24 protein-coding genes are annotated in these 21,079 nt (G+C 59.3%); 21 read left to right on the top strand and 3 right to left on the bottom strand.

What is annotated here, in order from left to right:
• Positions 1-102: 102 nt before the first annotated feature.
• Positions 103-1,059 carry a 23S rRNA pseudouridine(955/2504/2580) synthase RluC gene (rluC, locus tag Q9R34_RS05850; protein WP_485892755.1) on the top strand — a complete coding sequence of 319 codons (957 nt, stop codon included), beginning with the start codon at positions 103-105 and terminating at the stop codon, positions 1,057-1,059.
• A 13-nt stretch (positions 1,060-1,072) separates the two neighbouring features.
• On the opposite strand, the gene Q9R34_RS05845 is transcribed toward rluC, so the two are convergent.
• Positions 1,073-1,657, bottom strand: a complete 585-nt coding sequence (locus Q9R34_RS05845; RefSeq protein ID WP_485892753.1) for a Maf family protein — start codon at positions 1,655-1,657, stop codon at positions 1,073-1,075.
• Positions 1,658-1,797: 140 nt separating this feature from the next.
• On the opposite strand from Q9R34_RS05845, the gene yceD reads away from it, so the two are divergent.
• From yceD to ptsG, 14 genes are all read left to right on the top strand, one after another.
• Entirely contained in the window at positions 1,798-2,319 is a 522-nt protein-coding gene (gene yceD / locus Q9R34_RS05840) for a 23S rRNA accumulation protein YceD (RefSeq protein WP_033750954.1), read from the top strand.
• A 14-nt stretch (positions 2,320-2,333) separates the two neighbouring features.
• Complete coding sequence (rpmF, locus tag Q9R34_RS05835; protein WP_017348070.1) at positions 2,334-2,504, top strand: 50S ribosomal protein L32; 171 nt, start codon at positions 2,334-2,336, stop codon at positions 2,502-2,504.
• A 25-nt stretch (positions 2,505-2,529) separates the two neighbouring features.
• A complete protein-coding gene (gene plsX / locus Q9R34_RS05830; RefSeq protein ID WP_434124651.1) occupies positions 2,530-3,570 on the top strand; it encodes a phosphate acyltransferase PlsX in 1,041 nt (346 codons plus the stop codon).
• Positions 3,571-4,524 (top strand): beta-ketoacyl-ACP synthase III, encoded by a 954-nt coding sequence (locus tag Q9R34_RS05825; protein ID WP_434124652.1) that lies wholly within the window; start codon positions 3,571-3,573, stop codon positions 4,522-4,524.
• 16 nt (positions 4,525-4,540) lie between these two features.
• Positions 4,541-5,473: an ACP S-malonyltransferase gene (fabD, locus tag Q9R34_RS05820; protein ID WP_434124653.1), complete on the top strand. Its 933-nt coding sequence runs from the start codon at positions 4,541-4,543 to the stop codon at positions 5,471-5,473.
• A 10-nt stretch (positions 5,474-5,483) separates the two neighbouring features.
• Positions 5,484-6,218 carry a 3-oxoacyl-ACP reductase FabG gene (gene fabG / locus Q9R34_RS05815; protein WP_434124654.1) on the top strand — a complete coding sequence of 245 codons (735 nt, stop codon included), beginning with the start codon at positions 5,484-5,486 and terminating at the stop codon, positions 6,216-6,218.
• Positions 6,219-6,371: 153 nt separating this feature from the next.
• The gene (gene acpP / locus Q9R34_RS05810; RefSeq protein ID WP_025901771.1) at positions 6,372-6,608 is read left to right on the top strand and encodes an acyl carrier protein; all 237 of its coding nucleotides are present in this window, start codon (positions 6,372-6,374) and stop codon (positions 6,606-6,608) included.
• An 84-nt stretch (positions 6,609-6,692) separates the two neighbouring features.
• On the top strand, positions 6,693-7,934 hold the full coding sequence (fabF, locus tag Q9R34_RS05805) for a beta-ketoacyl-ACP synthase II (protein ID WP_434124655.1): 1,242 nt from the start codon (positions 6,693-6,695) through the stop codon (positions 7,932-7,934).
• 120 nt (positions 7,935-8,054) lie between these two features.
• Positions 8,055-8,867: an aminodeoxychorismate lyase gene (gene pabC, locus Q9R34_RS05800; RefSeq protein WP_485892751.1), complete on the top strand. Its 813-nt coding sequence runs from the start codon at positions 8,055-8,057 to the stop codon at positions 8,865-8,867.
• Complete coding sequence (gene mltG / locus Q9R34_RS05795) at positions 8,864-9,883, top strand: endolytic transglycosylase MltG (protein ID WP_485892750.1); 1,020 nt, start codon at positions 8,864-8,866, stop codon at positions 9,881-9,883. Before pabC ends, mltG begins: the two co-directional genes overlap by 4 nt.
• Positions 9,873-10,505 (top strand): dTMP kinase, encoded by a 633-nt coding sequence (tmk, locus tag Q9R34_RS05790; RefSeq protein ID WP_485892749.1) that lies wholly within the window; start codon positions 9,873-9,875, stop codon positions 10,503-10,505. The genes mltG and tmk overlap by 11 nt, the downstream gene beginning before the upstream one ends.
• Positions 10,502-11,491, top strand: coding sequence for a DNA polymerase III subunit delta' (gene holB / locus Q9R34_RS05785; protein WP_485892747.1), 990 nt, complete (start codon positions 10,502-10,504; stop codon positions 11,489-11,491). The genes tmk and holB overlap by 4 nt, the downstream gene beginning before the upstream one ends.
• A gap of 19 nt (positions 11,492-11,510) precedes the next feature.
• Positions 11,511-12,302, top strand: a complete 792-nt coding sequence (locus tag Q9R34_RS05780; RefSeq protein WP_434124660.1) for a metal-dependent hydrolase — start codon at positions 11,511-11,513, stop codon at positions 12,300-12,302.
• A 284-nt stretch (positions 12,303-12,586) separates the two neighbouring features.
• Positions 12,587-14,020, top strand: coding sequence for a PTS glucose transporter subunit IIBC (gene ptsG / locus Q9R34_RS05775; RefSeq protein WP_434124661.1), 1,434 nt, complete (start codon positions 12,587-12,589; stop codon positions 14,018-14,020).
• Between the two features lie 59 nt (positions 14,021-14,079).
• Here the strand turns inward: ptsG and bglB are convergent, their stop codons facing one another.
• Positions 14,080-15,219: a beta-galactosidase BglB gene (gene bglB / locus Q9R34_RS05770; protein WP_485892745.1), complete on the bottom strand. Its 1,140-nt coding sequence runs from the start codon at positions 15,217-15,219 to the stop codon at positions 14,080-14,082.
• A gap of 9 nt (positions 15,220-15,228) precedes the next feature.
• Positions 15,229-16,821, bottom strand: coding sequence for an MFS transporter (locus Q9R34_RS05765; RefSeq protein WP_485892744.1), 1,593 nt, complete (start codon positions 16,819-16,821; stop codon positions 15,229-15,231).
• Between the two features lie 353 nt (positions 16,822-17,174).
• On the opposite strand from Q9R34_RS05765, the gene hinT reads away from it, so the two are divergent.
• The 6 genes from hinT to ycfP are packed head-to-tail and all read left to right on the top strand — an operon-like array spanning position 17,175 to position 20,991.
• Positions 17,175-17,525: a purine nucleoside phosphoramidase gene (hinT, locus tag Q9R34_RS05760; protein WP_485892743.1), complete on the top strand. Its 351-nt coding sequence runs from the start codon at positions 17,175-17,177 to the stop codon at positions 17,523-17,525.
• A gap of 21 nt (positions 17,526-17,546) precedes the next feature.
• Entirely contained in the window at positions 17,547-17,915 is a 369-nt protein-coding gene (locus Q9R34_RS05755) for a YcfL family putative periplasmic lipoprotein (protein ID WP_434124667.1), read from the top strand.
• 10 nt (positions 17,916-17,925) lie between these two features.
• Positions 17,926-18,537 carry a penicillin-binding protein activator LpoB gene (gene lpoB / locus Q9R34_RS05750; protein ID WP_485892742.1) on the top strand — a complete coding sequence of 204 codons (612 nt, stop codon included), beginning with the start codon at positions 17,926-17,928 and terminating at the stop codon, positions 18,535-18,537.
• Between the two features lie 19 nt (positions 18,538-18,556).
• Positions 18,557-19,336, top strand: a complete 780-nt coding sequence (gene thiK, locus Q9R34_RS05745) for a thiamine kinase (protein WP_485892852.1) — start codon at positions 18,557-18,559, stop codon at positions 19,334-19,336.
• A gap of 35 nt (positions 19,337-19,371) precedes the next feature.
• A complete protein-coding gene (gene nagZ / locus Q9R34_RS05740) occupies positions 19,372-20,415 on the top strand; it encodes a beta-N-acetylhexosaminidase (protein WP_485892741.1) in 1,044 nt (347 codons plus the stop codon).
• Positions 20,416-20,451: 36 nt separating this feature from the next.
• Entirely contained in the window at positions 20,452-20,991 is a 540-nt protein-coding gene (ycfP, locus tag Q9R34_RS05735) for an alpha/beta hydrolase YcfP (RefSeq protein ID WP_485892740.1), read from the top strand.
• The last annotated feature ends 88 nt before the right edge of the window (positions 20,992-21,079 follow it).

Below are 21,079 nucleotides of genomic sequence, written 5' to 3'. Positions count from 1 at the left end.
TGAAAAAGCCAGCGCACGCTGCGCTTTTTCGCGCGACAAGAGGAGAGTTAAGCACAGAAAAAGGGGTGGCGCTATCACAGGACACTATTTAGAATCGCCGCCATGAAAACAGAGAATCCTGGCGTACAGCTTGTCGCCATTTCGGCTGAAAATGCCGGACAACGCATCGATAACTTTTTACGCACCCAGCTTAAAGGCGTGCCGAAAAGCATGATTTACCGCATCCTGCGCAAAGGCGAAGTGCGGGTGAATAAAAAACGCATTAAGCCGGAATATAAGCTGGAAGAGGGCGACGAGGTGCGTATCCCGCCGGTGCGCGTCGCCGAGCGCGAAGAGCAGGCCGTGTCGCCAAAGCTGGAGAAAGTCGCGGCGCTGGCTGAGGCGATCCTCTTTGAAGACGATCATATTCTGGTGCTCAACAAACCTTCCGGTACGGCGGTGCACGGCGGCAGCGGGCTGAGCTTCGGCGTGATTGAGGGGCTGCGTGCGCTGCGTCCTGAGGCGCGTTTCCTTGAACTGGTGCACCGTCTCGATCGCGACACCTCCGGCGTACTGCTGGTCGCCAAGAAGCGGTCGGCGCTGCGCTCGCTGCATGAGCAGCTGCGCGAAAAGGGGATGCAGAAGGATTATCTGGCGCTGGTGCGCGGCAGCTGGCCGTCGCATCTCAAGATCGTACAGGCGCCGCTGCTGAAAAATATCCTGCAGAGCGGCGAGCGCGTGGTGCGCGTCAGCAGCGAAGGAAAACCGTCAGAAACGCGCTTTAAAGTGGAAGAGCGCTTCGCCTTCGCCACGCTGGTTAAGGCGAGTCCGGTCACGGGCCGCACCCATCAGATCCGTGTGCATACCCTGCACGCCGGTCATCCTATCGCCTTCGACGATCGCTACGGCGAGCGCGAGTTCGACAGCCAGCTCGCCTCAACCGGACTGCGTCGTCTGTTCCTGCACGCCGCCGCCCTGACCTTTACCCACCCCGGCAGCGGCGAAACGCTGCGTTTAGAGGCGCCGCTCGATAACGAACTCAAGCGCTGCCTGCAGGCGCTGCGTCAGCAAAAAAGCTGACGCGCTGTCGGCGTCATAGCAGAGGATTGATGCCGACCGCCCGCAACATGCCGCTGAGCGCAATCAGCGGCAGCCCCACCAGCGTATTAGGATCGCGCCCCTCCAGCCGCTCGAACAGGCAGATGCCAAGCTCCTCGCTTTTGAAACTCCCGGCGCACTGTAAAGGCTGCTCCTTCTCTATATAGGCGCGGATCTCCGCATCGCTGAGAGAGCGGAAGTGCACCACAAAGGGTTCGCAGCACTGCATCAGCGTGCCGCTGCGCGGCTGGTAAAGCGCCAGCCCGGTATAAAAGGTAATGGCGTTGCCGCTCGCCTGACGCAGCTGCGTAAGGGCGCGGTCGGGCGTGTGCGGCTTGCCGGCGATGGCGCCGTCGAGCACGCACACCTGGTCCGAGCCGATAATCCAGCTGTCGGGGTAGTCGGCGGCCAGCGCCTGCGCTTTGGCGACGGCGAGGCGCGTCACCAGGGCGTCGGCTGCTTCGCCAGCGCGCGATGTTTCATCAATGTCTGGCGCAGCGGTAATAAAAGGCAGGCCGAGTTTGCCCAGCAGCGCCTGACGAAACGGCGAGGTTGAGGCTAAAATAAGGGAGACAGGCATTTTTTCACAATAGTAATGGCGAATTGGTGACACTCATTTTAAACTGTGCGCCGCACTGGATGCGAATAACTGGTGAAAGATGCTGTGAAACGGCCTTTTTCTTTGACTCTATGACGTTACAAAGTTAATATGCGCGCCCTATGCAAAAGGTAAAATTACCCCTGACGCTGGATCCGGTCCGCGCCGCTCAAAAACGCCTGGATTATCAGGGCGTTTACACCCCTGAACAGGTGGAGCGCGTAGCCGAATCAGTTGTTAGTGTGGACAGTGACGTGGAATGTACCATGTCGTTTGCGGTTGACAGCCAGCGCCTCGCCGTACTGCAAGGTACAGCGGACGTGCAGGTTACATTGCGCTGCCAGCGCTGCAACCAGACATTCCCTCACGCTGTCCACGTAAGCTATTGCTTCAGTCCTGTCTCAACTGATGAGCAGGCCGAGGCACTGCCGGAAGCCTACGAGCCGATCGACGTCGATGATTTTGGCGAGGTCGATCTGCTGGCGGTGATAGAGGATGAAATCATCCTCGCGCTGCCGGTCGTTCCGGTGCATGATTCTGAACACTGTGAAGTGTCCGAGGCGGACATGGTCTTTGGCAAATTGCCTGCAGAGGCGGAAAAACCAAACCCATTTGCCGTATTAGCCAGTTTAAAGCGTAAGTAATAGGAGTAAGGTCCATGGCCGTACAACAGAATAAACCCACCCGTTCTAAGCGTGGCATGCGTCGTTCGCACGATGCGCTGACCACTGCAACTCTGTCTGTAGATAAAGTTTCTGGCGAAACGCATCTGCGTCACCACATCACTGCGGATGGTTACTACCGCGGTCGCAAGGTTATCACCAAGTAAGACTTGCGCTTAGCAAGGTGATACTTTGACACGTTTGACCCTGGCTATTGATGCCATGGGCGGGGATTTCGGTCCCTGCGTGACAGTGCCTGCAGCTTTGCAGGCACTGGCCTCTCATTCGCATCTCAATCTCCTTCTGGTCGGCATTCCCGACAATATCACTCCATTGCTTGCCAAAGCGGATTCCTCGCTAACAGAACGTTTGCAGGTTATTCCTGCGGAGTCAGTTATTGCAAGCGATGCGCGGCCCTCTCAGGCTATTCGCGCCAGTCGCGGCAGCTCAATGCGTGTTGCGCTGGAGTTGGTGAAAGAGGGACGAGCCCAGGCCTGCGTCAGCGCTGGTAACACCGGCGCCCTGATGGGGCTGGCGAAATTAATGTTAAAACCGCTGGACGGCATTGAACGCCCGGCGTTGATGACCGTGCTGCCGCATCAGCAGCGCGGCAAAACGGTGGTGCTCGATTTAGGCGCCAACGTGGACTCCGACAGCGAGATGCTGGTGCAGTTTGCCGTAATGGGCGCGGTGATGGCGGAAGAGGTGTTAGCGATCCCCAATCCCCGCGTCGCGCTGCTCAATATTGGTCAGGAAGAGACCAAAGGGCTGGAGAGCATACGCGGCGCCGCCAGCATGCTGAAAGCGTCCGGGCAGATTAACTATATTGGTTACCTGGAAGGCAATGACCTGCTTACCGGCAAGACAGATGTGCTGGTGTGTGACGGTTTCGTCGGCAACGTCACGCTGAAAACCATGGAAGGCGTGGTAAGAATGTTCCTTTCCCTGCTGAAGTCTTCAGGGGAGGGCAAAAAAAGGTCATGGTGGCTGAAGCTGCTGGGGCGCTGGATTCAGAAACGTCTGGCGCAGCGCTTCGGGCATCTCAACCCCGACCAGTACAATGGCGCTTGTCTGTTAGGATTGCGCGGAACAGTGATCAAAAGCCATGGCGCGGCCAATCAACGCGCCTTTGCCGTGGCGATAGAACAGGCAGAGCAGGCGGTGCGACGGCAGGTTCCCGAACGAATCGCCGCGCGTCTTGATGCTGTATTAGCCAGGAGTGACAAAGCCTAGATGTTTACCAAAATTATCGGTACGGGCAGCTATTTGCCTAGCCAGGTGCGTTCGAACGCAGATCTGGAAAAAATGGTGGAGACGTCGGACGAGTGGATTGTAACCCGCACCGGCATCCGCGAGCGCCGCATTGCTGCCCCGGACGAAACCGTCGCCAGCATGGGCTTCGCGGCCGCGCAGCGCGCGCTGGAGATGGCGGGCGTAGACGCAGGCGACATCGGACTGATTATCGTCGCCACCACCTCGTCCAGCCACGCTTTTCCCAGCTCGGCCTGCATGATCCAGCAGATGCTGGGCATCAACGACTGCGCCGCCTTCGATCTCGCGGCCGCCTGTGCAGGCTTTACCTATGCGCTGAGCGTCGCGGACCAGTACATTAAAAACGGTGCGGTAAAGCATGCGCTGGTGATTGGCTCCGACGTGCTGGCGCGCACCCTCGATCCGAACGATCGCGGCACCATTATTCTGTTCGGCGACGGCGCGGGCGCGGTGGTATTAGGCGCGAGCGAAGAGCAGGGCATTATCTCTACGCATCTGCACGCCGACGGCCGCTACGGCCAGCTGCTGACGCTGCCCTATCAGAACCGTGCCAGCCAGGACGAGCCAGCCTATCTCACCATGGCCGGCAACGAAGTGTTCAAGGTAGCGGTAACCGAGCTGGCGCACATCGTTGACGAAACCCTCCAGGCCAATAATCTCGATCGCGAGATGCTCGACTGGCTGGTGCCGCATCAGGCGAACCTGCGCATCATCAGCGCGACGGCGAAAAAACTTGGCATGGGCATGGATAAAGTGGTGGTCACGCTGGACCGTCACGGCAATACCTCGGCGGCGTCGGTGCCCAGCGCGCTGGATGAAGCCGTGCGCGATGGCCGTATCAAACCCGGACAACTGATTCTGCTGGAAGCCTTTGGTGGCGGGTTCACCTGGGGTTCCGCACTGGTTCGCTTTTGATTCACAGGAAAGAAAGATGACGCAATTTGCCTTTGTTTTTCCCGGTCAGGGATCACAGACCGTCGGCATGCTCTCTGAGCTGGCGGCGGCCTTTCCGCTGGTGGAAGCGACCTTCCGCGAAGCGTCTGACGCGCTGGGATACGATCTGTGGCAGCTGGTCAGCGCTGGCCCGGCTGAAGAACTCAACAAAACCTGGCAGACGCAGCCTGCGCTGCTGGCCGCTTCCGTGGCGATCTATCGCGTCTGGCAGCAGCAGGGCGGTGCGCAGCCTGCGCTAATGGCTGGTCACAGCCTTGGCGAATACTCTGCGCTGGTTTGCGCTGGCGTGCTTGATTTCGCCGACGCCATCAAGCTGGTGGAGCTGCGCGGCAAGCTGATGCAGGAAGCGGTACCGGAAGGCACCGGCGCGATGCAGGCGATTATCGGTCTCGACGACGCCTCGATTCGCAAAGCCTGCGAAGAGAGCGCGCAGGGCCAGGTGGTTTCGCCGGTTAACTTTAACTCGCCGGGCCAGGTGGTCATCGCCGGAAATAAAGAAGCGGTTGAACGCGCGGGCGCAGCCTGTAAAGCCGCAGGCGCCAAGCGCGCGCTGCCGCTGCCGGTGAGCGTGCCATCGCACTGCGCGCTGATGAAGCCTGCCGCAGACAAACTGGCGGTAGCGCTGGAAAAGATAGCGTTTAACGCGCCGTCCGTTCCAGTGGTAAACAACGTTGACGTAAAATGCGAAAGCGACGCGGCTGCGATTCGTCATGCGCTGGTACGCCAGCTTTACAGCCCGGTTCGCTGGACCGAGAGCGTAGAATTTATGGCGTCGCAGGGCGTTACCCAACTGCTGGAAATGGGGCCGGGTAAAGTGCTGACGGGTCTGACCAAACGTATCGTGGACAGCCTGACGGCGACAGCGGTCAACGACCCGACGTCGCTTTCTGCAGCACTTGAACAGGAATAAGAGGATAAACATGAGCTTTGAAGGTAAAGTTGCGCTGGTAACAGGCGCGAGCCGCGGCATTGGCCGCGCGATCGCTGAAACGCTGGTCGCGCGCGGCGCGAAAGTTATCGGCACCGCGACCAGCGAAAGCGGCGCGGAAGCCATCAGCGCTTACCTCGGCGATAACGGCAAAGGTCTGCTGCTGAATGTGACCGATTCCGCATCGATCGACAGCGTGCTGGAGAAGGTTCGCGCAGAATTTGGCGAAGTAGACATTTTGGTCAATAATGCAGGCATTACGCGTGACAATCTGTTGATGCGCATGAAAGACGACGAGTGGGCGGATATCCTTGATACCAACCTGACGTCGGTCTTCCGTCTTTCCAAGGCGGTATTGCGCGCCATGATGAAAAAACGCGTGGGTCGTATCATTACCATCGGTTCCGTTGTTGGCACCATGGGCAACGCGGGCCAGGCAAACTACGCAGCAGCCAAGGCGGGTTTGATTGGCTTTAGCAAATCACTGGCGCGCGAAGTTGCGTCACGTGGCATTACCGTAAACGTCGTGGCTCCGGGCTTTATCGAGACGGACATGACGCGTGCACTGAGCGAAGATCAACGTTCCGGCATTTTGACGCAGGTTCCAGCAGGTCGTTTAGGCGACGCGCAGGAAATCGCCAATGCTGTTGCATTCTTAGCCTCTGACGAAGCAGCCTACATCACGGGTGAAACGCTGCACGTCAATGGCGGCATGTACATGGTCTGATAATCACGAAATCATTTGCATTATTTGCGGTAAAAACCGCAAAATAGCGTAAAATCGTGGTTCGACCAGCCGGGATTTTGTTGCATCTTTTTCAACATTTTATACACTACGAAAACCATCGCGAAAGCGAGTTTTGATAGGAAATTAAATAGTATGAGCGATATCGAACAACGCGTTAAGAAAATCATTGCTGAGCAGCTGGGTGTGAAAGAGGACGAAGTAACTAACTCTGCATCTTTCGTTGAAGACCTGGGTGCTGATTCTCTTGACACCGTTGAGCTGGTAATGGCTCTGGAAGAAGAGTTTGATACTGAAATTCCAGACGAAGAAGCTGAGAAAATCACTACCGTTCAGGCAGCGATCGATTACATCAATAGCCACCAAGGCTAATGAATATCTTCAGGCGGTCGCTCGACCGCCTGAGTTTTATGCTAGTTCCTTAGAGTTTTTATTTCCCCTCCCTGGAGGACGAACGTGTCTAAGCGTCGTGTAGTTGTGACCGGTCTTGGCATGTTGTCTCCTGTCGGCAAAACCGTAGAGTCTACCTGGAGTGCTCTCCTTGCCGGTCAGAGCGGCATTAACCTGATCGACCATTTTGATACGAGTGCCTACGCAACCCGTTTTGCTGGCATCGTAAAAGATTTTAATTGTGATGAAATTATCTCGCGCAAAGATCAGCGCAAGATGGATGAGTTCATCCAATACGGTATTGTTGCCGGCGTGCAGGCTATGCAGGATTCGGGTCTGGTCGTGACCGAAGAAAACGCTGGACGCATCGGCGCGGCAATTGGTTCCGGCATCGGCGGACTGGGTCTGATCGAAGAGAACCATACCTCGCTGGTCAACGGCGGTCCGCGCAAAATCAGTCCGTTCTTTGTGCCTTCCACCATCGTAAATATGATCGCCGGTCATCTGACGATTATGTATGGCATGAAAGGTCCCAGCATCTCTATCGCTACTGCCTGTACGTCTGGCGTGCACAACATCGGTCATGCGGCGCGTATCATCGCCTATAACGATGCTGACGTGATGCTGGCGGGTGGCGCAGAGAAAGCCAGCACCCCGCTGGGCGTGGGCGGCTTCGGCGCTGCGCGCGCGCTCTCTACGCGCAACGATAACCCGCAGGCGGCAAGCCGCCCGTGGGATAAAGATCGTGACGGCTTCGTGCTGGGCGACGGCGCGGGCATTATCGTGCTGGAAGAGTATGAGCACGCGAAAAAGCGCGGCGCGAAAATCTATGCGGAAATTGTCGGCTTTGGCATGAGCAGCGATGCTTACCATATGACGTCGCCGCCGGAAAATGGTGCTGGCGCCGCGCTGGCGATGGAAAATGCGCTGCGCGATGCGCAGCTGTCGGCAGAGCAGATCGGTTACGTCAACGCGCACGGCACCTCTACGCCGGCGGGTGACAAAGCGGAAGCGCAGGCGGTAAAAACGATTTTCGGCGCCTCGGCGAAAAGCGTTATGGTCAGCTCGACCAAATCAATGACCGGCCATCTGCTGGGCGCGGCAGGCGCGGTAGAGTCAATCTACTCGATTCTGGCGCTGCGCGACCAGGCGGTTCCGCCGACCATTAACCTGGACAATCCGGATGAGGGCTGCGATCTCGACTTCGTGCCGCACACCGCGCGTCAGGTGAGCGGTCTGGAGTACACGCTGTGTAACTCCTTCGGCTTCGGCGGCACGAACGGCTCATTGATTTTCCGTAAAATCTGACGATTCACGTTCTGGCAAAAGGCCCGCAAATGCGGGCCTTTTTTCTATCTGGAAAGGCCTTGAAACGGATTATCACACCACAACGCGCTACCATAGCGCTTTAGCTTGCGGGAGAGCCTCATGTGGATAAATGGAACGGAGCAGCGCACGCTGCCTGTCAGCGATCGCGCGACGCAGTTCGGTGACGGCTGCTTTACCACGGCAGCGGTGCACAACGGCCGCATTCAGCTGCTGACGGCGCACCTGCAGCGTCTGCGCGAGGGATGTGAACGCCTGATGATGCCCGACGCCGACTGGGCGCAGCTGGAGATGGAGATGCGCACGGCTGCAGAGCCGCACGCCCAGGCGGTGCTGAAAGTTATTCTCAGCGCCAGCGCTGGCGGACGCGGCTACAGCCGCAAAGGCAGCAGCGGCGTCACGCGTATTGTCTCGGTTGCGCCCTGGCCACACCACTATCAGCCGCTGCAAACGCTGGGCGTCAGGCTGCAGACCAGTCCGGTGCGGCTGGCGCAGAACCCGCTGCTGGCGGGCATCAAGCACCTGAATCGTCTGGAACAGGTGATGATCCGCGCGCATCTCGATCAGAGCGATGCCGACGAGGCGCTGGTGCTTGACACTGCGGGCTACGTGGTGGAATGCTGTGCGGCCAATTTATTCTGGCGGCAGGGCGAGCGCGTTTTTACGCCCGACCTGACGCACGCTGGCGTCGACGGCGTGATGCGGCGCTATCTGATGGCGCAGCTGGCCGCTGCAGGCCTGCGCTGCGATGTAGTGCGCTGTGAAGCGGCGCAGCTGCAGATGGCCGACGAAATCGTCATCTGCAATGCCCTGATGCCGGTTTTACCGGTACGAGAGCTGGACGGCAAGGCGTTCAGCGCGCGCGCGCTTTACCACCGGTTACAGCACAGCTGCTATTTAATGGAAGCAAAATGAGTCGAACAAAAAAATTTTTCGCCGTTATCGCGGTGATTCTGGTACTGGCGGCGGCCTATAGCTACTGGCAAATCCAGCGCTTCGCCGCAAGGCCGTTAACCATTGACCAGGAAACAATCTATACCTTACCCGCGGGCACCGGCCGCGTGGCGCTGGAGGCGCAGCTGGAGAGCCAGCACCTGATCCCGCAAAGCGTCTGGTTCGGTCCGCTGCTGAAGCTCGAACCGGAGCTGGCGCGTTTTAAAGCGGGGACCTACCGGCTGGAGAGGGGAATGACGGTGCGCGCGCTACTGCAGCTGCTCGCCAGCGGCAAAGAGGCGCAGTTTCCGCTGCGTCTGGTCGAGGGACAGCGACTGCGTGACTGGCTCGCCGAGCTGCGCGCTGCGCCCTATATCAAACACCAGCTGAAAGATGATCAGTTCGCCACGCTGGCGAAGACGCTGAACATCGATCCGCTGGCGCTGGAAGGCAGTTTCTATCCCGATACCTACCTCTATACCGCCAACACCAGCGATATCGCGCTGCTGCAGCGCGCGCACGTTCGCATGACGGCGCTGGTGGATCAGATCTGGAAAAATCGCATGCCAAATCTGCCCTATAAAAATCCGCAGGAGATGGTCACCATGGCCTCGGTGATTGAAAAAGAGACCGCCGTCAGCGCTGAACGTGCGCGTGTCGCCTCGGTGTTTATCAACCGGCTGCGCACCGGCATGAAGCTGCAGACCGATCCGACGGTGATTTACGGCATGGGGGAGAAGTATACGGGCACGCTGACGCGTAAAGACCTCGAGACGCCGACCGATTACAATACCTATACCATAAATGGCCTGCCGCCTGGCCCTATAGCCGTGCCGAGCAAAGCCTCGCTGGAAGCGGCCGCGCATCCCGAAAAAACCGATTACCTCTATTTTGTCGCCGACGGCAAGGGCGGTCATACCTTTACCACCAACCTTGCCAGTCATAACCAGGCGGTACAGGCCTACCGGCAAACGCTGAAGGAAAAAGATGAAAAGTAAGTTTATCGTCATTGAAGGCCTGGAAGGCGCCGGAAAAACCACGGCGCGCGAGGCAGTGGTCGAAACGCTGCGCGAGCGAGGCGTTCAGGATATCGTCTTCACCCGCGAGCCGGGCGGCACGCCGCTGGCGGAGCAGCTGCGTATCCTGGTGAAGCAGGGCATCGAGGGGGAACAGGTCACGGACAAAGCGGAGCTGCTGATGCTCTACGCCGCCCGCGTGCAGCTGGTGGATACGGTGATCAAGCCCGCGCTGGCGCGCGGCGCCTGGGTCATCGGCGACCGGCACGACCTCTCTTCGCAGGCCTATCAGGGCGGCGGGCGCGGGCTGGACGCCGGGCTGATGCGCACATTGCGCGACGCCGTGCTGGGCGATTTTCGCCCCGACCTTCAGCTTTACCTCGACGTCACGCCGGAAATCGGCCTGCAGCGCGCCCGCGCCCGCGGCGAGCTGGACCGCATCGAGCAGGAGTCGCTGCGCTTTTTCGAACGCACCCGCGAGCGCTATCTGGCGCTGGCTGCCGAAGACGATCGCATCCTGACGGTGGATGCCACGCAGCCGCTCGACAGCGTCACCCAGGCAATCAAAGCGGCCCTGAGCGGCTGGCTGGATCGGCAGGCATGAACTGGTATCCGTGGCTGAATCAGCCCTACCGCTACATTATCGGCCAGCATCAGGCGGGACGCGCGCATCACGCGCTGCTGATCCAGGCGATTGACGGCATGGGTGAGGAGGCGCTGGTATGGGGCGTCAGCCGCTGGCTGATGTGCCAGCAAAAGGATGGACTCAAGAGCTGCGGCCAGTGTCACGGCTGTCAGCTGATGCAGGCGCAGACGCATCCCGACTGGTACCGCCTGGAGGCGGAGAAGGGCAAAAGCACGCTGGGCATCGATGCGGTGCGTCAGGTGACTGAAAAACTCTACCATTTTGCCCAGCAGGGCGGGGCGAAGGTGGTCTGGCTACCCGATGCCGCGCAGCTGAGCGAATCGGCGGCTAACGCGCTGTTGAAAACCCTGGAGGAGCCGCCAGCCAACAGCTGGTTCTTCTTAGGCAGTCGCGAATCGTCGCGTCTGCTGGCCACGCTGCGCAGCCGCTGTATGGCGCTCTCGCTGGCGCCGCCGGACGAGGCGCAGAGCCTGCAGTGGTTGGGCAGGCAGCTACCGCACGAGTCTGTCGCGCTGCAGACCGCGCTGCGCCTCAGCGCGGGCGCGCCTGCGGCGGCGTTACAGCTGCTGGAGCCGGCGCGCTGGCAGGCGCGCCAGAACCTGTGTGACGCGCTGCCGGCCGCGCTGCGGCAGGATATTTTGCTGTTGCTGCCGCTGCTTAGTGCCGAAGATGTTGCCGCGCGCATCAGCTGGCTGATGGCGCTGCTGGTGGATGCGATCAAATGGCAGCAGGGCGCCGTGCGCTGGCTAAGCAATCCCGACCGTCAGGATGTGGTCGCGCTGCTGGCAGAGACCTTTTCCGCCCGCGCGCTGGATGAGAGCGCACGCGCATGGATGCAGTGCCGGGAAGAGCTAATCCACGTAGCCGCCGTCAACCGCGAACTGCTGTTAACCGACCGACTTCTGAGCTGGGCCGATCAACGCAAGCCCGGCGTAGTCGCTTAACGACCAAACGAGATACCTTATGTTCATTGTGGATTCACACTGCCATCTTGATGGCCTGGATTATGAAAAGAACCATCGCGATCTCGACGATGTGCTGGCCAAGGCCGCCGCGCGCGACGTGAAGTTTATGCTGGCAATCGCCACCACGCTGCCGGGTTTTCATACCCTGAAGGCGCTGGTGGGCGAGCGTGAAAATATCGCGCTCTCGGTTGGCGTGCACCCGCTGAATCAGGAAGAGCCGTACGACGTCGAGGAGTTTCGTCGTCTGGCCGCCGATCCGCGCGTGGTGGCGCTGGGCGAAACCGGCCTCGACTACTATTATCAACAGGAAACTAAAGCGCAGCAGCAGGCGTCGTTTCGCGAGCATATCCGTACCGGCATCGCGCTGAACAAGCCCATTATCGTGCACACCCGCGACGCGCGCGACGATACGCTGGCGATTCTGCGCGAAGAGCAGGTCGAGCGCTGCGGTGGCGTGCTGCACTGTTTTACCGAGGATCAGGCGACGGCGGCGAAGCTGCTTGATATGGGCTTCTATATCTCCTTTTCCGGTATCGTCACCTTCCGTAACGCCGAACAGCTGCGCGAAGCGGCGCGCTATGTCCCGCTGGATCGCATGCTGGTGGAAACCGACTCTCCCTACCTGGCGCCGGTGCCGTATCGTGGCAAAGAGAACCAGCCAGCCTATACGCGCGACGTGGCGGAATATCTCGCCGTGCTGAAAGGGGTCGATATCGAGACGCTGGCTTCGGCGACCACGCAAAACTTCTCAACGCTTTTCAAGGTGCCGTTGAGCCATCTTGGCGGTTAGGGTTTATTTCAAAGCCTGTAATAATTCGGTAATACCCACTGATTGCCCTGCTTTGTATCGCAGGGCTACGCTTTTATGGCGGTAAAACGGGCGCTGTCAGTCGGAATATACTGATATCAGGCTGAGCCGATCCCGGAAACGTGATAGTCGTCAAAGTAACGCTGACGGATTTATTTTACCCTTCGTAATAATTAAAAGGCGGTCACCGTCATACGGGTTGCGGATCCTCCCCTGCGACCCAGCGCACTGCGCAAAATCGCACTCATACTCAGGAGCTTCAGGCTATGTTCAAGAACGCATTTGCGAACCTGCAAAAGGTCGGTAAATCGCTCATGCTGCCGGTATCGGTTCTGCCGATCGCCGGCATTTTATTAGGTGTTGGTTCGGCAAATTTTAGCTGGCTGCCAGCCGTCGTTTCCCACGTGATGGCGGAAGCGGGCGGTTCGGTGTTTGCTAATATGCCGCTTATCTTCGCTATCGGCGTGGCGCTCGGCTTTACCAACAACGACGGCGTCTCCGCGCTGGCGTCAGTGGTGGCGTACGGCATCATGGTGAAAACTATGGCGGTGGTCGCGCCGCTGGTGCTGCATCTCTCCGCTGAGGAGATTGCTGCGCATCATCTGGCGGATACCGGCGTACTGGGCGGCATTATCGCCGGTGCGATAGCGGCCTATATGTTCAACCGCTTCTACCGTATCAAGCTGCCGGAATATCTCGGCTTCTTCGCCGGTAAGCGTTTTGTGCCGATTATCTCTGGCCTGACGGCGATCGTACTGGGCGTGCTGCTCTCCTTTATCTGGCCACCGATTGGCTCGGCGATTCAGGAGTTCTCGCAGTGGGCAGCCTATCAAAACCCGGTTGTGGCGTTCGGTATCTATGGCGTCGTTGAGCGTGCGCTGGTGCCTTTCGGCCTGCATCATATCTGGAACGTCCCTTTCCAGATGCAGATTGGCGAGTTTACCAACGCGGCGGGTCAGGTCTTCCATGGCGATATCCCGCGCTACATGGCGGGCGATCCGACGGCGGGCAAACTCTCTGGCGGCTTCCTGTTCAAAATGTACGGCCTGCCGGCGGCGGCAATCGCCATCTGGCACTCTGCGAAGCCTGAAAACCGCGCCAAAGTGGGCGGTATCATGATCTCCGCCGCGCTGACTGCATTCCTGACCGGTATTACCGAGCCGATCGAATTCTCATTTATGTTCGTTGCGCCGATCCTCTACGTGATCCACGCAATTCTGGCCGGTCTGGCGTTCCCGATCTGTATTCTGCTCGGTATGCGTGACGGCACCAGCTTCTCGCACGGCCTGATCGACTTTATCGTACTGAGCGGCAACAGCAGTAAAATCTGGTTGTTCCCGGTCGTCGGCATTATTTACGGTCTGGTTTACTACACCATTTTCCGCGTGCTGATTGTGAAGCTGAACCTGAAAACGCCAGGCCGTGAAGAGACCACCACCGAGTCCTCTTCAGCGACCGGCAGCGAAATGGCGGGCAAGCTGGTTTCCGCCTTCGGCGGCAAAGAGAACATCACCAACCTGGATGCCTGTATTACGCGTCTGCGCGTCAGCGTAGCGGACGTCAGCAAGGTTAACCAGAACGAGCTGAAAAACCTCGGCGCTCGTGGCGTGGTGGTCGCAGGCTCTGGCGTTCAAGCGATTTTCGGCACCAAGTCCGATAACCTGAAAACCGATATGGACGATTACATTCGCAGCATGTAATGCGTGATAAGAAAAAAGCCCCGCACAAGCGGGGCTTTTTTTTATCGGCGATCAAGGGATTAGAGATAGACGCGCAGGTATTCCGTCAGGCACAGCAGCGCCATCGCCTGCCCATAGGGCATCGAGGTCAGCGGCACGTTGCGGTAGTAGTCGAGGTCGCTGCCCATGGCGGTGCCGAACGAAACCTGTTTCAGCTCGCCGTCTTCGTCGATATTGGCGATCACGCCGCGCAGCGCGTTCAGGCCGGTGGGCAGATAATCTGCGCTGAGGTAGCGCTTGCGCACCGCCTTGATAATGCCGTAGGCGAAGCCTGCGGTCGCCGATGCTTCCAGATAGCTATCGGGATCGTCCAGCAGCGTATGCCACAGGCCGCTCGAATGCTGGCAGTCGCGCAGCGCTTTCACCTGGCTCTCCAGCACCTGTAGCAGAAAGCGGCGCGTCGCATGCTGTTCCGGCCAGTTCATCATCTCCAGAAAATCGGGGATCACAATGGTGATCCAGCTGTTGCCGCGCGCCCAGCGCGCATTGGCGAAGTTATGGCGTCCTTCAAAGTTCCAGCCGTGAAACCAGAGCCCGGTCTGGCGATCCATCAGATATTGCGTGTGTAGCAGAAACTGATAGCTCGCCTCCTCGATAAACTCCTGACGATTCAGCAGCTGGCCGATTTTTGCCAGCGCCATCACGCTCATCATCAGCGTATCGTCCCAGAGCTGCTGGTGGTTTTCGTTGTTGTAGACGATATGCTGCAGGCCGCCCTGTTCCGTGCGCGGCATTTCATACATGACCCATTCCGCCCAGCGCTCCAGCACCGGCCGCCAGGCGGCGTTGCCGGTCTCTTCATAGCGATAAGCGAGCGTCAGAAAGGGGGCGACAGTGTTGACGTTCTTGGTCGGCATCCCTTCCTTAAGACGCGCGGCAAACCAGTCGTCGATAATGCTCAGCGTTTGCCGATCGCCGGTCTGCTGATAATAGTGCAGCATGCCGTAGAGCCCGATGCCGTGGGTCCACTCCCAGCCCGCCCAGCCTTTGGTATCAATCACGCGCCCGTCATCGAGGCGCAGTAAAAACTCCCCCGTTTCGTCGGTGATATTCACCAGGTTTTGCGTCAGTTTGTGAATCAGTTGCAACAGCTCCCGGCGCGGCAGCAGAAATTCTGGTTGGCACAAAAGAGCACTCTGTTTCACAGGAAATACAGTCATGATTCATTCCTATCGTTTCAAGGTCGTAGTAAGGGAAGAAGCGATGGGACGCGCGGCCCTGAGCGGCGGCGCGGCCGGTTTATGACGGTTAAGGAAGCCGATATTGTTGTTGCCCCACAGGTTCTCATATGGCATGCCGGCCAGGGTTTCGACGATGTCGCGCGCCTCCGGCGTGATGCGCTCTGGCAGGACGCGGTCAGCTTCGCGCATCTTCAGCGTCTCTTCGCGCAGCACGGTGTGGGTCTGCAGATTGAGTTTAAAGCGCAGCGAAATCAGGAAGCCGCAGGCCAGCACGCACAGCGTGCCGAGGCTAAGGATGCCGAGAATGGTATGGCTGACGCCCGGCGGCTGGGTCGCCTGTCCGGAGACGAAGCCGGAGAGCTGCAGCACGATACCGACCAGCATGACCGCGCCCGCCTGAGAGGCTTTGCGGGTCAGGGTCATAATGCCGGCGAAAATCCCTTCGCGGCGCTGACCGGTAATCACCTCATCTACGTCGGCGATATAGGTGTAGATATTCCAGGGCACATAGTTGATACCGCCGCGTCCCAGGCCTGCCAGCGCGGAGATCAGCAGCAGCAGCGAGAAGTTGTCATTCATGCCTGCATACCAGAGACCGGCATAGGAGAGGGCCGCGAGGCCGAACAGCGCGACCACCAGGCGGTAGGCTGGTGCCGGCCCCATGCGGATACAGAGGGGGATCATGCCCATCACGGCGATAAACTGCAGCACCGCCATGGTGCCCATCAGGTTGGAAGCGATCTGCGCGCTCTGCATCAGGACGAACACCACATACCAGGTAAAGACGGCGTTAAAGACATCCTGCGCGATATAGCCGCCCAGATACATGCCGAGATGCTGACGGAAAATACGGATGCGCAGCGTGGAGGCGAGCTCGACATAGAGACGCTTCAGGCTCTGCATCAGCGACAGCTGCCGCTTCTCCTCTTCGGCGCGACGCGACTCCTCGGAGAAATCGTCTGCATCGCGCTCCCAGGTAAAGAGCCAGACCAGCGTCAGCACCAGCGCGCAGATAACCGAAAAGACCAGGCTGGCGTAGAAAAACGAGAGCGGGTTATCTTTGCCCAGCGCGCCGATTAATACGCCTGGCAGGAAGGCGGCAAGAATTGCCGAGAGCTGGGCCAGCGCAATACGCGCGCCGGAGAAGCGGGTCTTCTGTTTGAAATCATCGGTCATCTCCGGCACCAGCGTTTCATAGGGCACCAGGATCATGGTGTAGACAATATCGAACAGCAGATAGGTGGCGAGATACCACCAGAAGCTCATATCGCCGACCCACATCAGGCTGTAGCTGAAGACGCAGGGAATACCCAGCAGAATAAAGAATTTGCGGCGGCCAAAGCGTTTGCCCAGCCGGGTAGAGCCAAAGTTATCGGTCAGAAAGCCCATCAGCGGGCTGACCACCGCGTCCAGCACGCGCGCGGCAGCAAAGATAAAAGTTGCTTCGATAGGGGTCAGACCGCAGAAGGTGGTATAAAAATAGAGCAGCCAGGCGGCAGTCAGCGCCGTGGTGCCTGCGCCGAGAAAATCCCCGGAACCATAAGCCAGATAGTGGCCAAAACCAATTTTACGTGAGCGCATACGGATGCTCCTTTATAGCCATAGTCATTACATCCTTTGTTATCCGGACGACATACTCGGAATAGATAGAAAGTAGAGCCGCAGCGCGGGTCAAACCTTCGCGATTCCGACAGGCGTCGTCCCTGGCTGGCAATAACGCAAAGAAAAGGGTGGCGCGTTTCTAATTTATGAAACGGTGTTTCATTTTAACCTCGCGCAGGGCGAGAATTTGCGAAGCGGCGCACAGTTAAAAGAAGCGGCGAAAATGGCGCAAAGGCAGGCAGTTAATCGGGGAAAAGTGGTCCTGAGCTTGAAAGAAAACAAATTCCTCACGCATACTGATTGACTGTCCATCAGGCTTAAGGAAATGCACCATGGCTGAAGAAACGATTTTCAGTAAAATCATCCGTCGCGAAATTCCTGCCGACGTGGTGTATCAGGATGAACTGGTCACTGCGTTTCGCGATATCTCTCCCAAAGCGCCGACCCATATTTTGCTTGTCCCGAACGTGTTAATCCCTACTGCAAATGACGCGCTGCCCGCCCACGAGCAGGCGCTAGGCCGACTGTTTACCGTCGCCGCAAAAATCGCGCGCGCCGAGGGCATCGATCAAGATGGCTATCGCCTGATCGTTAACTGTAATCGTCACGGCGGTCAGGAGGTTTATCACATTCATATGCATTTACTCGGCGGGCGTCCGCTGGGTCCGATGCTGGCCGACTGATCCTCCATACGGAAGCGAGTTATGCGTCAATGGCTGACAAGCCTGCCGCTCCTGCTGACACTGGCAGGTTGCAGCAGCGATAAACCGATGATCGATACGTCGCAGTCGCTGGTGATGGAGTCCTCTGTGCTCTCTGCCGGCATCATCACCGATGAGCCGGTGGTGGATGAGCAGGATGGGCAGCAGCGCGCGCGCAGCGTGCTCTATAATCAGCGCGAGACGCCGGTGGTGATCCACTATCGTTATTACTGGTACGACGACAAAGGGCTGGAAATTATGCCGGGCGAACCGGCGCAGCGGGTCACCGTTCCGGCGCACGGCAGTATTGTCGCCGCTTCCCAAATGGGCAACCTGACGGCCAGCAAGGTTCGTCTCTACCTTTATCTCTGAGGATTGTTACGTGATTCGCCGACTCCCTCGTTCCGGAGCGCTCCTGATGGCGCTCATTCTTTCCGGCTGCGTGATTAAGCAGCAGCAGCCTGCGCCCGTTGAACCGACGCAGCCCGCCGAACCCACCCAGCCGCAGCCGGTGCCGCAGCCGCAGCCGCAGCCAGTACCAGAGCCGACGCAGCCGGTGCCGCAGCCGCCGAAGCTGAAAACCATTAACTGGGACGCCAGCGTGCAGCCGCTGGTGGCGCAGATGCTGCGCTCCGCCAACGGTGTCGCACCGGGCAGCGTGCTGATGGTCGATCGCATTAAAAACAGCACCAACGGCGCGTTGCAAAGCGAAAAAGCCACCGACGCGATTCAAAACGCGCTGGCCAACAACGGCAAGTTTACGCTGGTGACCAGCGATCAGCTGGCGCAGGCCAAGCAGACGCTTGGCCTCTCGCCGGAGGACAGCCTGAACTCGCGCAGCAAGGCGATCGGTCTGGCCCGCACGCTGAACGCGCAGTATGTGCTCTACAGCACGGCACAGGGCGATGTAAAAACCCCGACGCTGCAGATGCAGCTGATGCTGGTGCAGACCGGCGAGATTATCTGGTCAGGCAAAGGTGTCGCCCAGAATTAATCCCTTACTGCTGGCGCGTCTGCAAGGGCGGCTGCCGGACATTTCGGCGGAAAGGCTGACGCCGCTGCAGGGGCTTACCGGCCACAGCTGTAAACTGGAAAGCGATCAGGGCGCGTTTGTCGCGCGCCCTGCGCCGCAGCCGCCGATTCCTTTTGTCGATCGCCAGCGCGAGGCCCGCCTGCTGCGCAAGCTGCACCCCAGCGGCCTGACGCCGCGGCCCCTGCTGGGTGATGCGCAGCTGCTGCTGCTGCCGTGGCGTGAGGGCGAACCGCTGTCGCCACAGCGGTTTCATCAGCGGCGTGACGAAGTGGTCGCGCTGCTGCTGCGGCTGCACCGCCAGCCGCAGACCGGCTACCGACTGCAGCTGCTGCCGCTGCTGCAGCGCTACTGGCAGCTCTGCCGACAGCGGCATCTGGGCTGGCAGCGCGCTCTGCGTCGACTGGCGCAGGCGGGCGAACCCGCGCCGCTGCGGCTGGCGCCGCTGCATATGGATGTTCACGCCGGTAACCTGATTGCCGATGCGCAAGGGCTGCATCTGATTGACTGGGAGTACGCCGCCGATGGCGACGTGGCTCTCGAGCTGGCGGCACTGTGCGCCGCCGATCCCGAAAGGGCGGAGAGCTGGCTAGAGGCCTATGCCGGGGCGGCGCGTCTGTCGCCCGCAGCGCTGGCGCGGCAGGTTGCGCGCTGGCAGCCCTGGCTGCGGCTGCTGATGGCCAGCTGGTATCAGCTGCGCGCCGAGCAGAGCGACGATGCGTCCCTGCGCCAGCTGGCGCGGCAGAGCTGGCAAACTCTTTAATTCGCGCGGCGAGAGCGCCGCGCCAGGAACTGATTATGACGACACAACTTCCCGGCCCGCTGATGCTGGATGTCGAAGGTTTTGAACTGGACGCCGAAGAGCGCGAGATCCTGCGGCATCCTACCGTCGGCGGCGTGATCCTCTTTGCGCGCAACTACCACGATCCGGCGCAGCTAAACGAGCTGGTGCGCCAGATCCGCAGCGCCTCGCGCACGCGGCTGGTGGTGGCGGTCGACCAGGAGGGCGGACGCGTCCAGCGCTTCCGCGACGGCTTCACCACGCTGCCCGCGATGCAGTCTTTCGCGGCGCTGCACGACGCGCAACGCGGCGGCGAGCTGGCGCAGCAGGCGGGCTGGCAGATGGCGGCGGAGATGGTCGCCATGGATATCGATATCAGCTTCGCGCCGGTGCTGGACCTCGGCCACATCAGCGCGGCGATCGGCGACCGCGCCTTCCATGAGGATCCGCAGATTGCGCTGGCGATGGCGCGCCGCTTTATCGCTGGCATGCATGAGGCGGGCATGAAAACCACCGGCAAGCACTTCCCCGGCCACGGCGCGGTCAGTGCCGACTCGCATAAAGAGACGCCGCGCGACCCGCGCGATCTCGAGACGCTGCGTCGTCACGACATGGCGATCTTCCAGGCGCTGTTTGACGAGGGGGCGCTGGATGCCGTCATGCCAGCGCACGTTATCTATACGGAGGTGGATCCGCTACCCGCCAGTGGTTCGCCCTTTTGGCTGAAGAGGGTGCTGCGGGAAGAGCTGGGCTTTGACGGCGTCATTTTCTCTGACGATCTGTCGATGGAGGGAGCTGCCATCATGGGCAGCTATGCGGAGCGTGCGCAGCAGTCGCTCTCGGCCGGATGCGACATGATCCTGGTCTGCAACCACCGCGCAGGCGCGATCAGCGTGCTGGATAATTTGATCGCGATCGGTGTTGAACGCGTGCCGCGGCTGTACCATCGGGGAACCTTTACCCGCCAGAGCCTACAGCAGAGCGCGCGCTGGAAGCAGAACGCGCAGCAGTTGAGCAACCTGCAGGCGCGCTGGCTGGAACACAAAGCGTCAGGAAAGTAATCTCTCCTCCTGGCGCGCACAACGCTGAGGAGTGTCATGATTATCTATCTGCACGGTTTCGATTCCACCAGTCCGGGCAACCATGAAAAGGTGCTGCAGCTGCAGTTTATCGATCCTGACGTCAGGATGATCGGCTACAGCACCCGCCACCCCAGACACGATATGCAGTTCCTGCTGAAAGAGACCGACAAGCTGCTGACGCACGGCGGCGCCAAGCCCCTGATATGCGGCGTCGGGCTGGGCGGCTACTGGGCGGAGCGCATCGGCTTTCTCTGCGGCATTCGCCAGGCGATTTTCAATCCCAATCTTTTTCCCTTCGAAAATATGGAGGGAAAAATTGACCGGCCTGAAGAGTATCTCGACATCGCCACTAAGTGCGTCAGCGACTTTCGCGAAAAGAACCGCGATCGCTGCCTGGTGTTTCTGTCGCGCCACGACGAGGCGTTGGATAGCCAGCGCAGCGCAGAGACGCTGCGCCCCTTTTACGACATTGTCTGGGATGATAACGCAGGCCATAAGTTCAGCAGCCTCTCCCCGCATCTCCAGCGCATTAACGCTTTTAAAACATTGGGTTGAGCAGCCGGGCGCCTGTCAGGCGCCTGCACCTTTTGCGTAATAATCTGAGTTAACCGCCTGGTAATTGATGTAAATCAATTTTGGTATG

Source organism: Enterobacter sp. BRE11 (genome assembly GCF_031844285.1).
Classification (GTDB): Bacteria; Pseudomonadota; Gammaproteobacteria; order Enterobacterales; family Enterobacteriaceae; genus Pantoea.
The sequence above is the reverse complement of the archived record's forward strand: the minus strand, read 5'-3'. Positions and strand labels throughout refer to the sequence as shown.

Excerpts from the sequence above, each read along its gene's own strand:
- rluC (WP_485892755.1), top strand. The coding sequence starts at position 103 with ATGAAAACAGAGAATCCTGGCGTACAGCTTGTCGCCATTTCGGCTGAA.
- Q9R34_RS05845 (WP_485892753.1), bottom strand. The coding sequence starts at position 1,657 with ATGCCTGTCTCCCTTATTTTAGCCTCAACCTCGCCGTTTCGTCAGGCG.
- yceD (WP_033750954.1), top strand. The coding sequence starts at position 1,798 with ATGCAAAAGGTAAAATTACCCCTGACGCTGGATCCGGTCCGCGCCGCT.
- rpmF (WP_017348070.1), top strand. The coding sequence starts at position 2,334 with ATGGCCGTACAACAGAATAAACCCACCCGTTCTAAGCGTGGCATGCGT.
- Q9R34_RS05825 (WP_434124652.1), top strand. The coding sequence starts at position 3,571 with ATGTTTACCAAAATTATCGGTACGGGCAGCTATTTGCCTAGCCAGGTG.
- fabD (WP_434124653.1), top strand. The coding sequence starts at position 4,541 with ATGACGCAATTTGCCTTTGTTTTTCCCGGTCAGGGATCACAGACCGTC.
- fabG (WP_434124654.1), top strand. The coding sequence starts at position 5,484 with ATGAGCTTTGAAGGTAAAGTTGCGCTGGTAACAGGCGCGAGCCGCGGC.
- acpP (WP_025901771.1), top strand. The coding sequence starts at position 6,372 with ATGAGCGATATCGAACAACGCGTTAAGAAAATCATTGCTGAGCAGCTG.
- pabC (WP_485892751.1), top strand. The coding sequence starts at position 8,055 with ATGTGGATAAATGGAACGGAGCAGCGCACGCTGCCTGTCAGCGATCGC.
- mltG (WP_485892750.1), top strand. The coding sequence starts at position 8,864 with ATGAGTCGAACAAAAAAATTTTTCGCCGTTATCGCGGTGATTCTGGTA.
- tmk (WP_485892749.1), top strand. The coding sequence starts at position 9,873 with ATGAAAAGTAAGTTTATCGTCATTGAAGGCCTGGAAGGCGCCGGAAAA.
- holB (WP_485892747.1), top strand. The coding sequence starts at position 10,502 with ATGAACTGGTATCCGTGGCTGAATCAGCCCTACCGCTACATTATCGGC.
- Q9R34_RS05780 (WP_434124660.1), top strand. The coding sequence starts at position 11,511 with ATGTTCATTGTGGATTCACACTGCCATCTTGATGGCCTGGATTATGAA.
- ptsG (WP_434124661.1), top strand. The coding sequence starts at position 12,587 with ATGTTCAAGAACGCATTTGCGAACCTGCAAAAGGTCGGTAAATCGCTC.
- bglB (WP_485892745.1), bottom strand. The coding sequence starts at position 15,219 with ATGACTGTATTTCCTGTGAAACAGAGTGCTCTTTTGTGCCAACCAGAA.
- Q9R34_RS05765 (WP_485892744.1), bottom strand. The coding sequence starts at position 16,821 with ATGCGCTCACGTAAAATTGGTTTTGGCCACTATCTGGCTTATGGTTCC.
- hinT (WP_485892743.1), top strand. The coding sequence starts at position 17,175 with ATGGCTGAAGAAACGATTTTCAGTAAAATCATCCGTCGCGAAATTCCT.
- Q9R34_RS05755 (WP_434124667.1), top strand. The coding sequence starts at position 17,547 with ATGCGTCAATGGCTGACAAGCCTGCCGCTCCTGCTGACACTGGCAGGT.
- nagZ (WP_485892741.1), top strand. The coding sequence starts at position 19,372 with ATGACGACACAACTTCCCGGCCCGCTGATGCTGGATGTCGAAGGTTTT.
- ycfP (WP_485892740.1), top strand. The coding sequence starts at position 20,452 with ATGATTATCTATCTGCACGGTTTCGATTCCACCAGTCCGGGCAACCAT.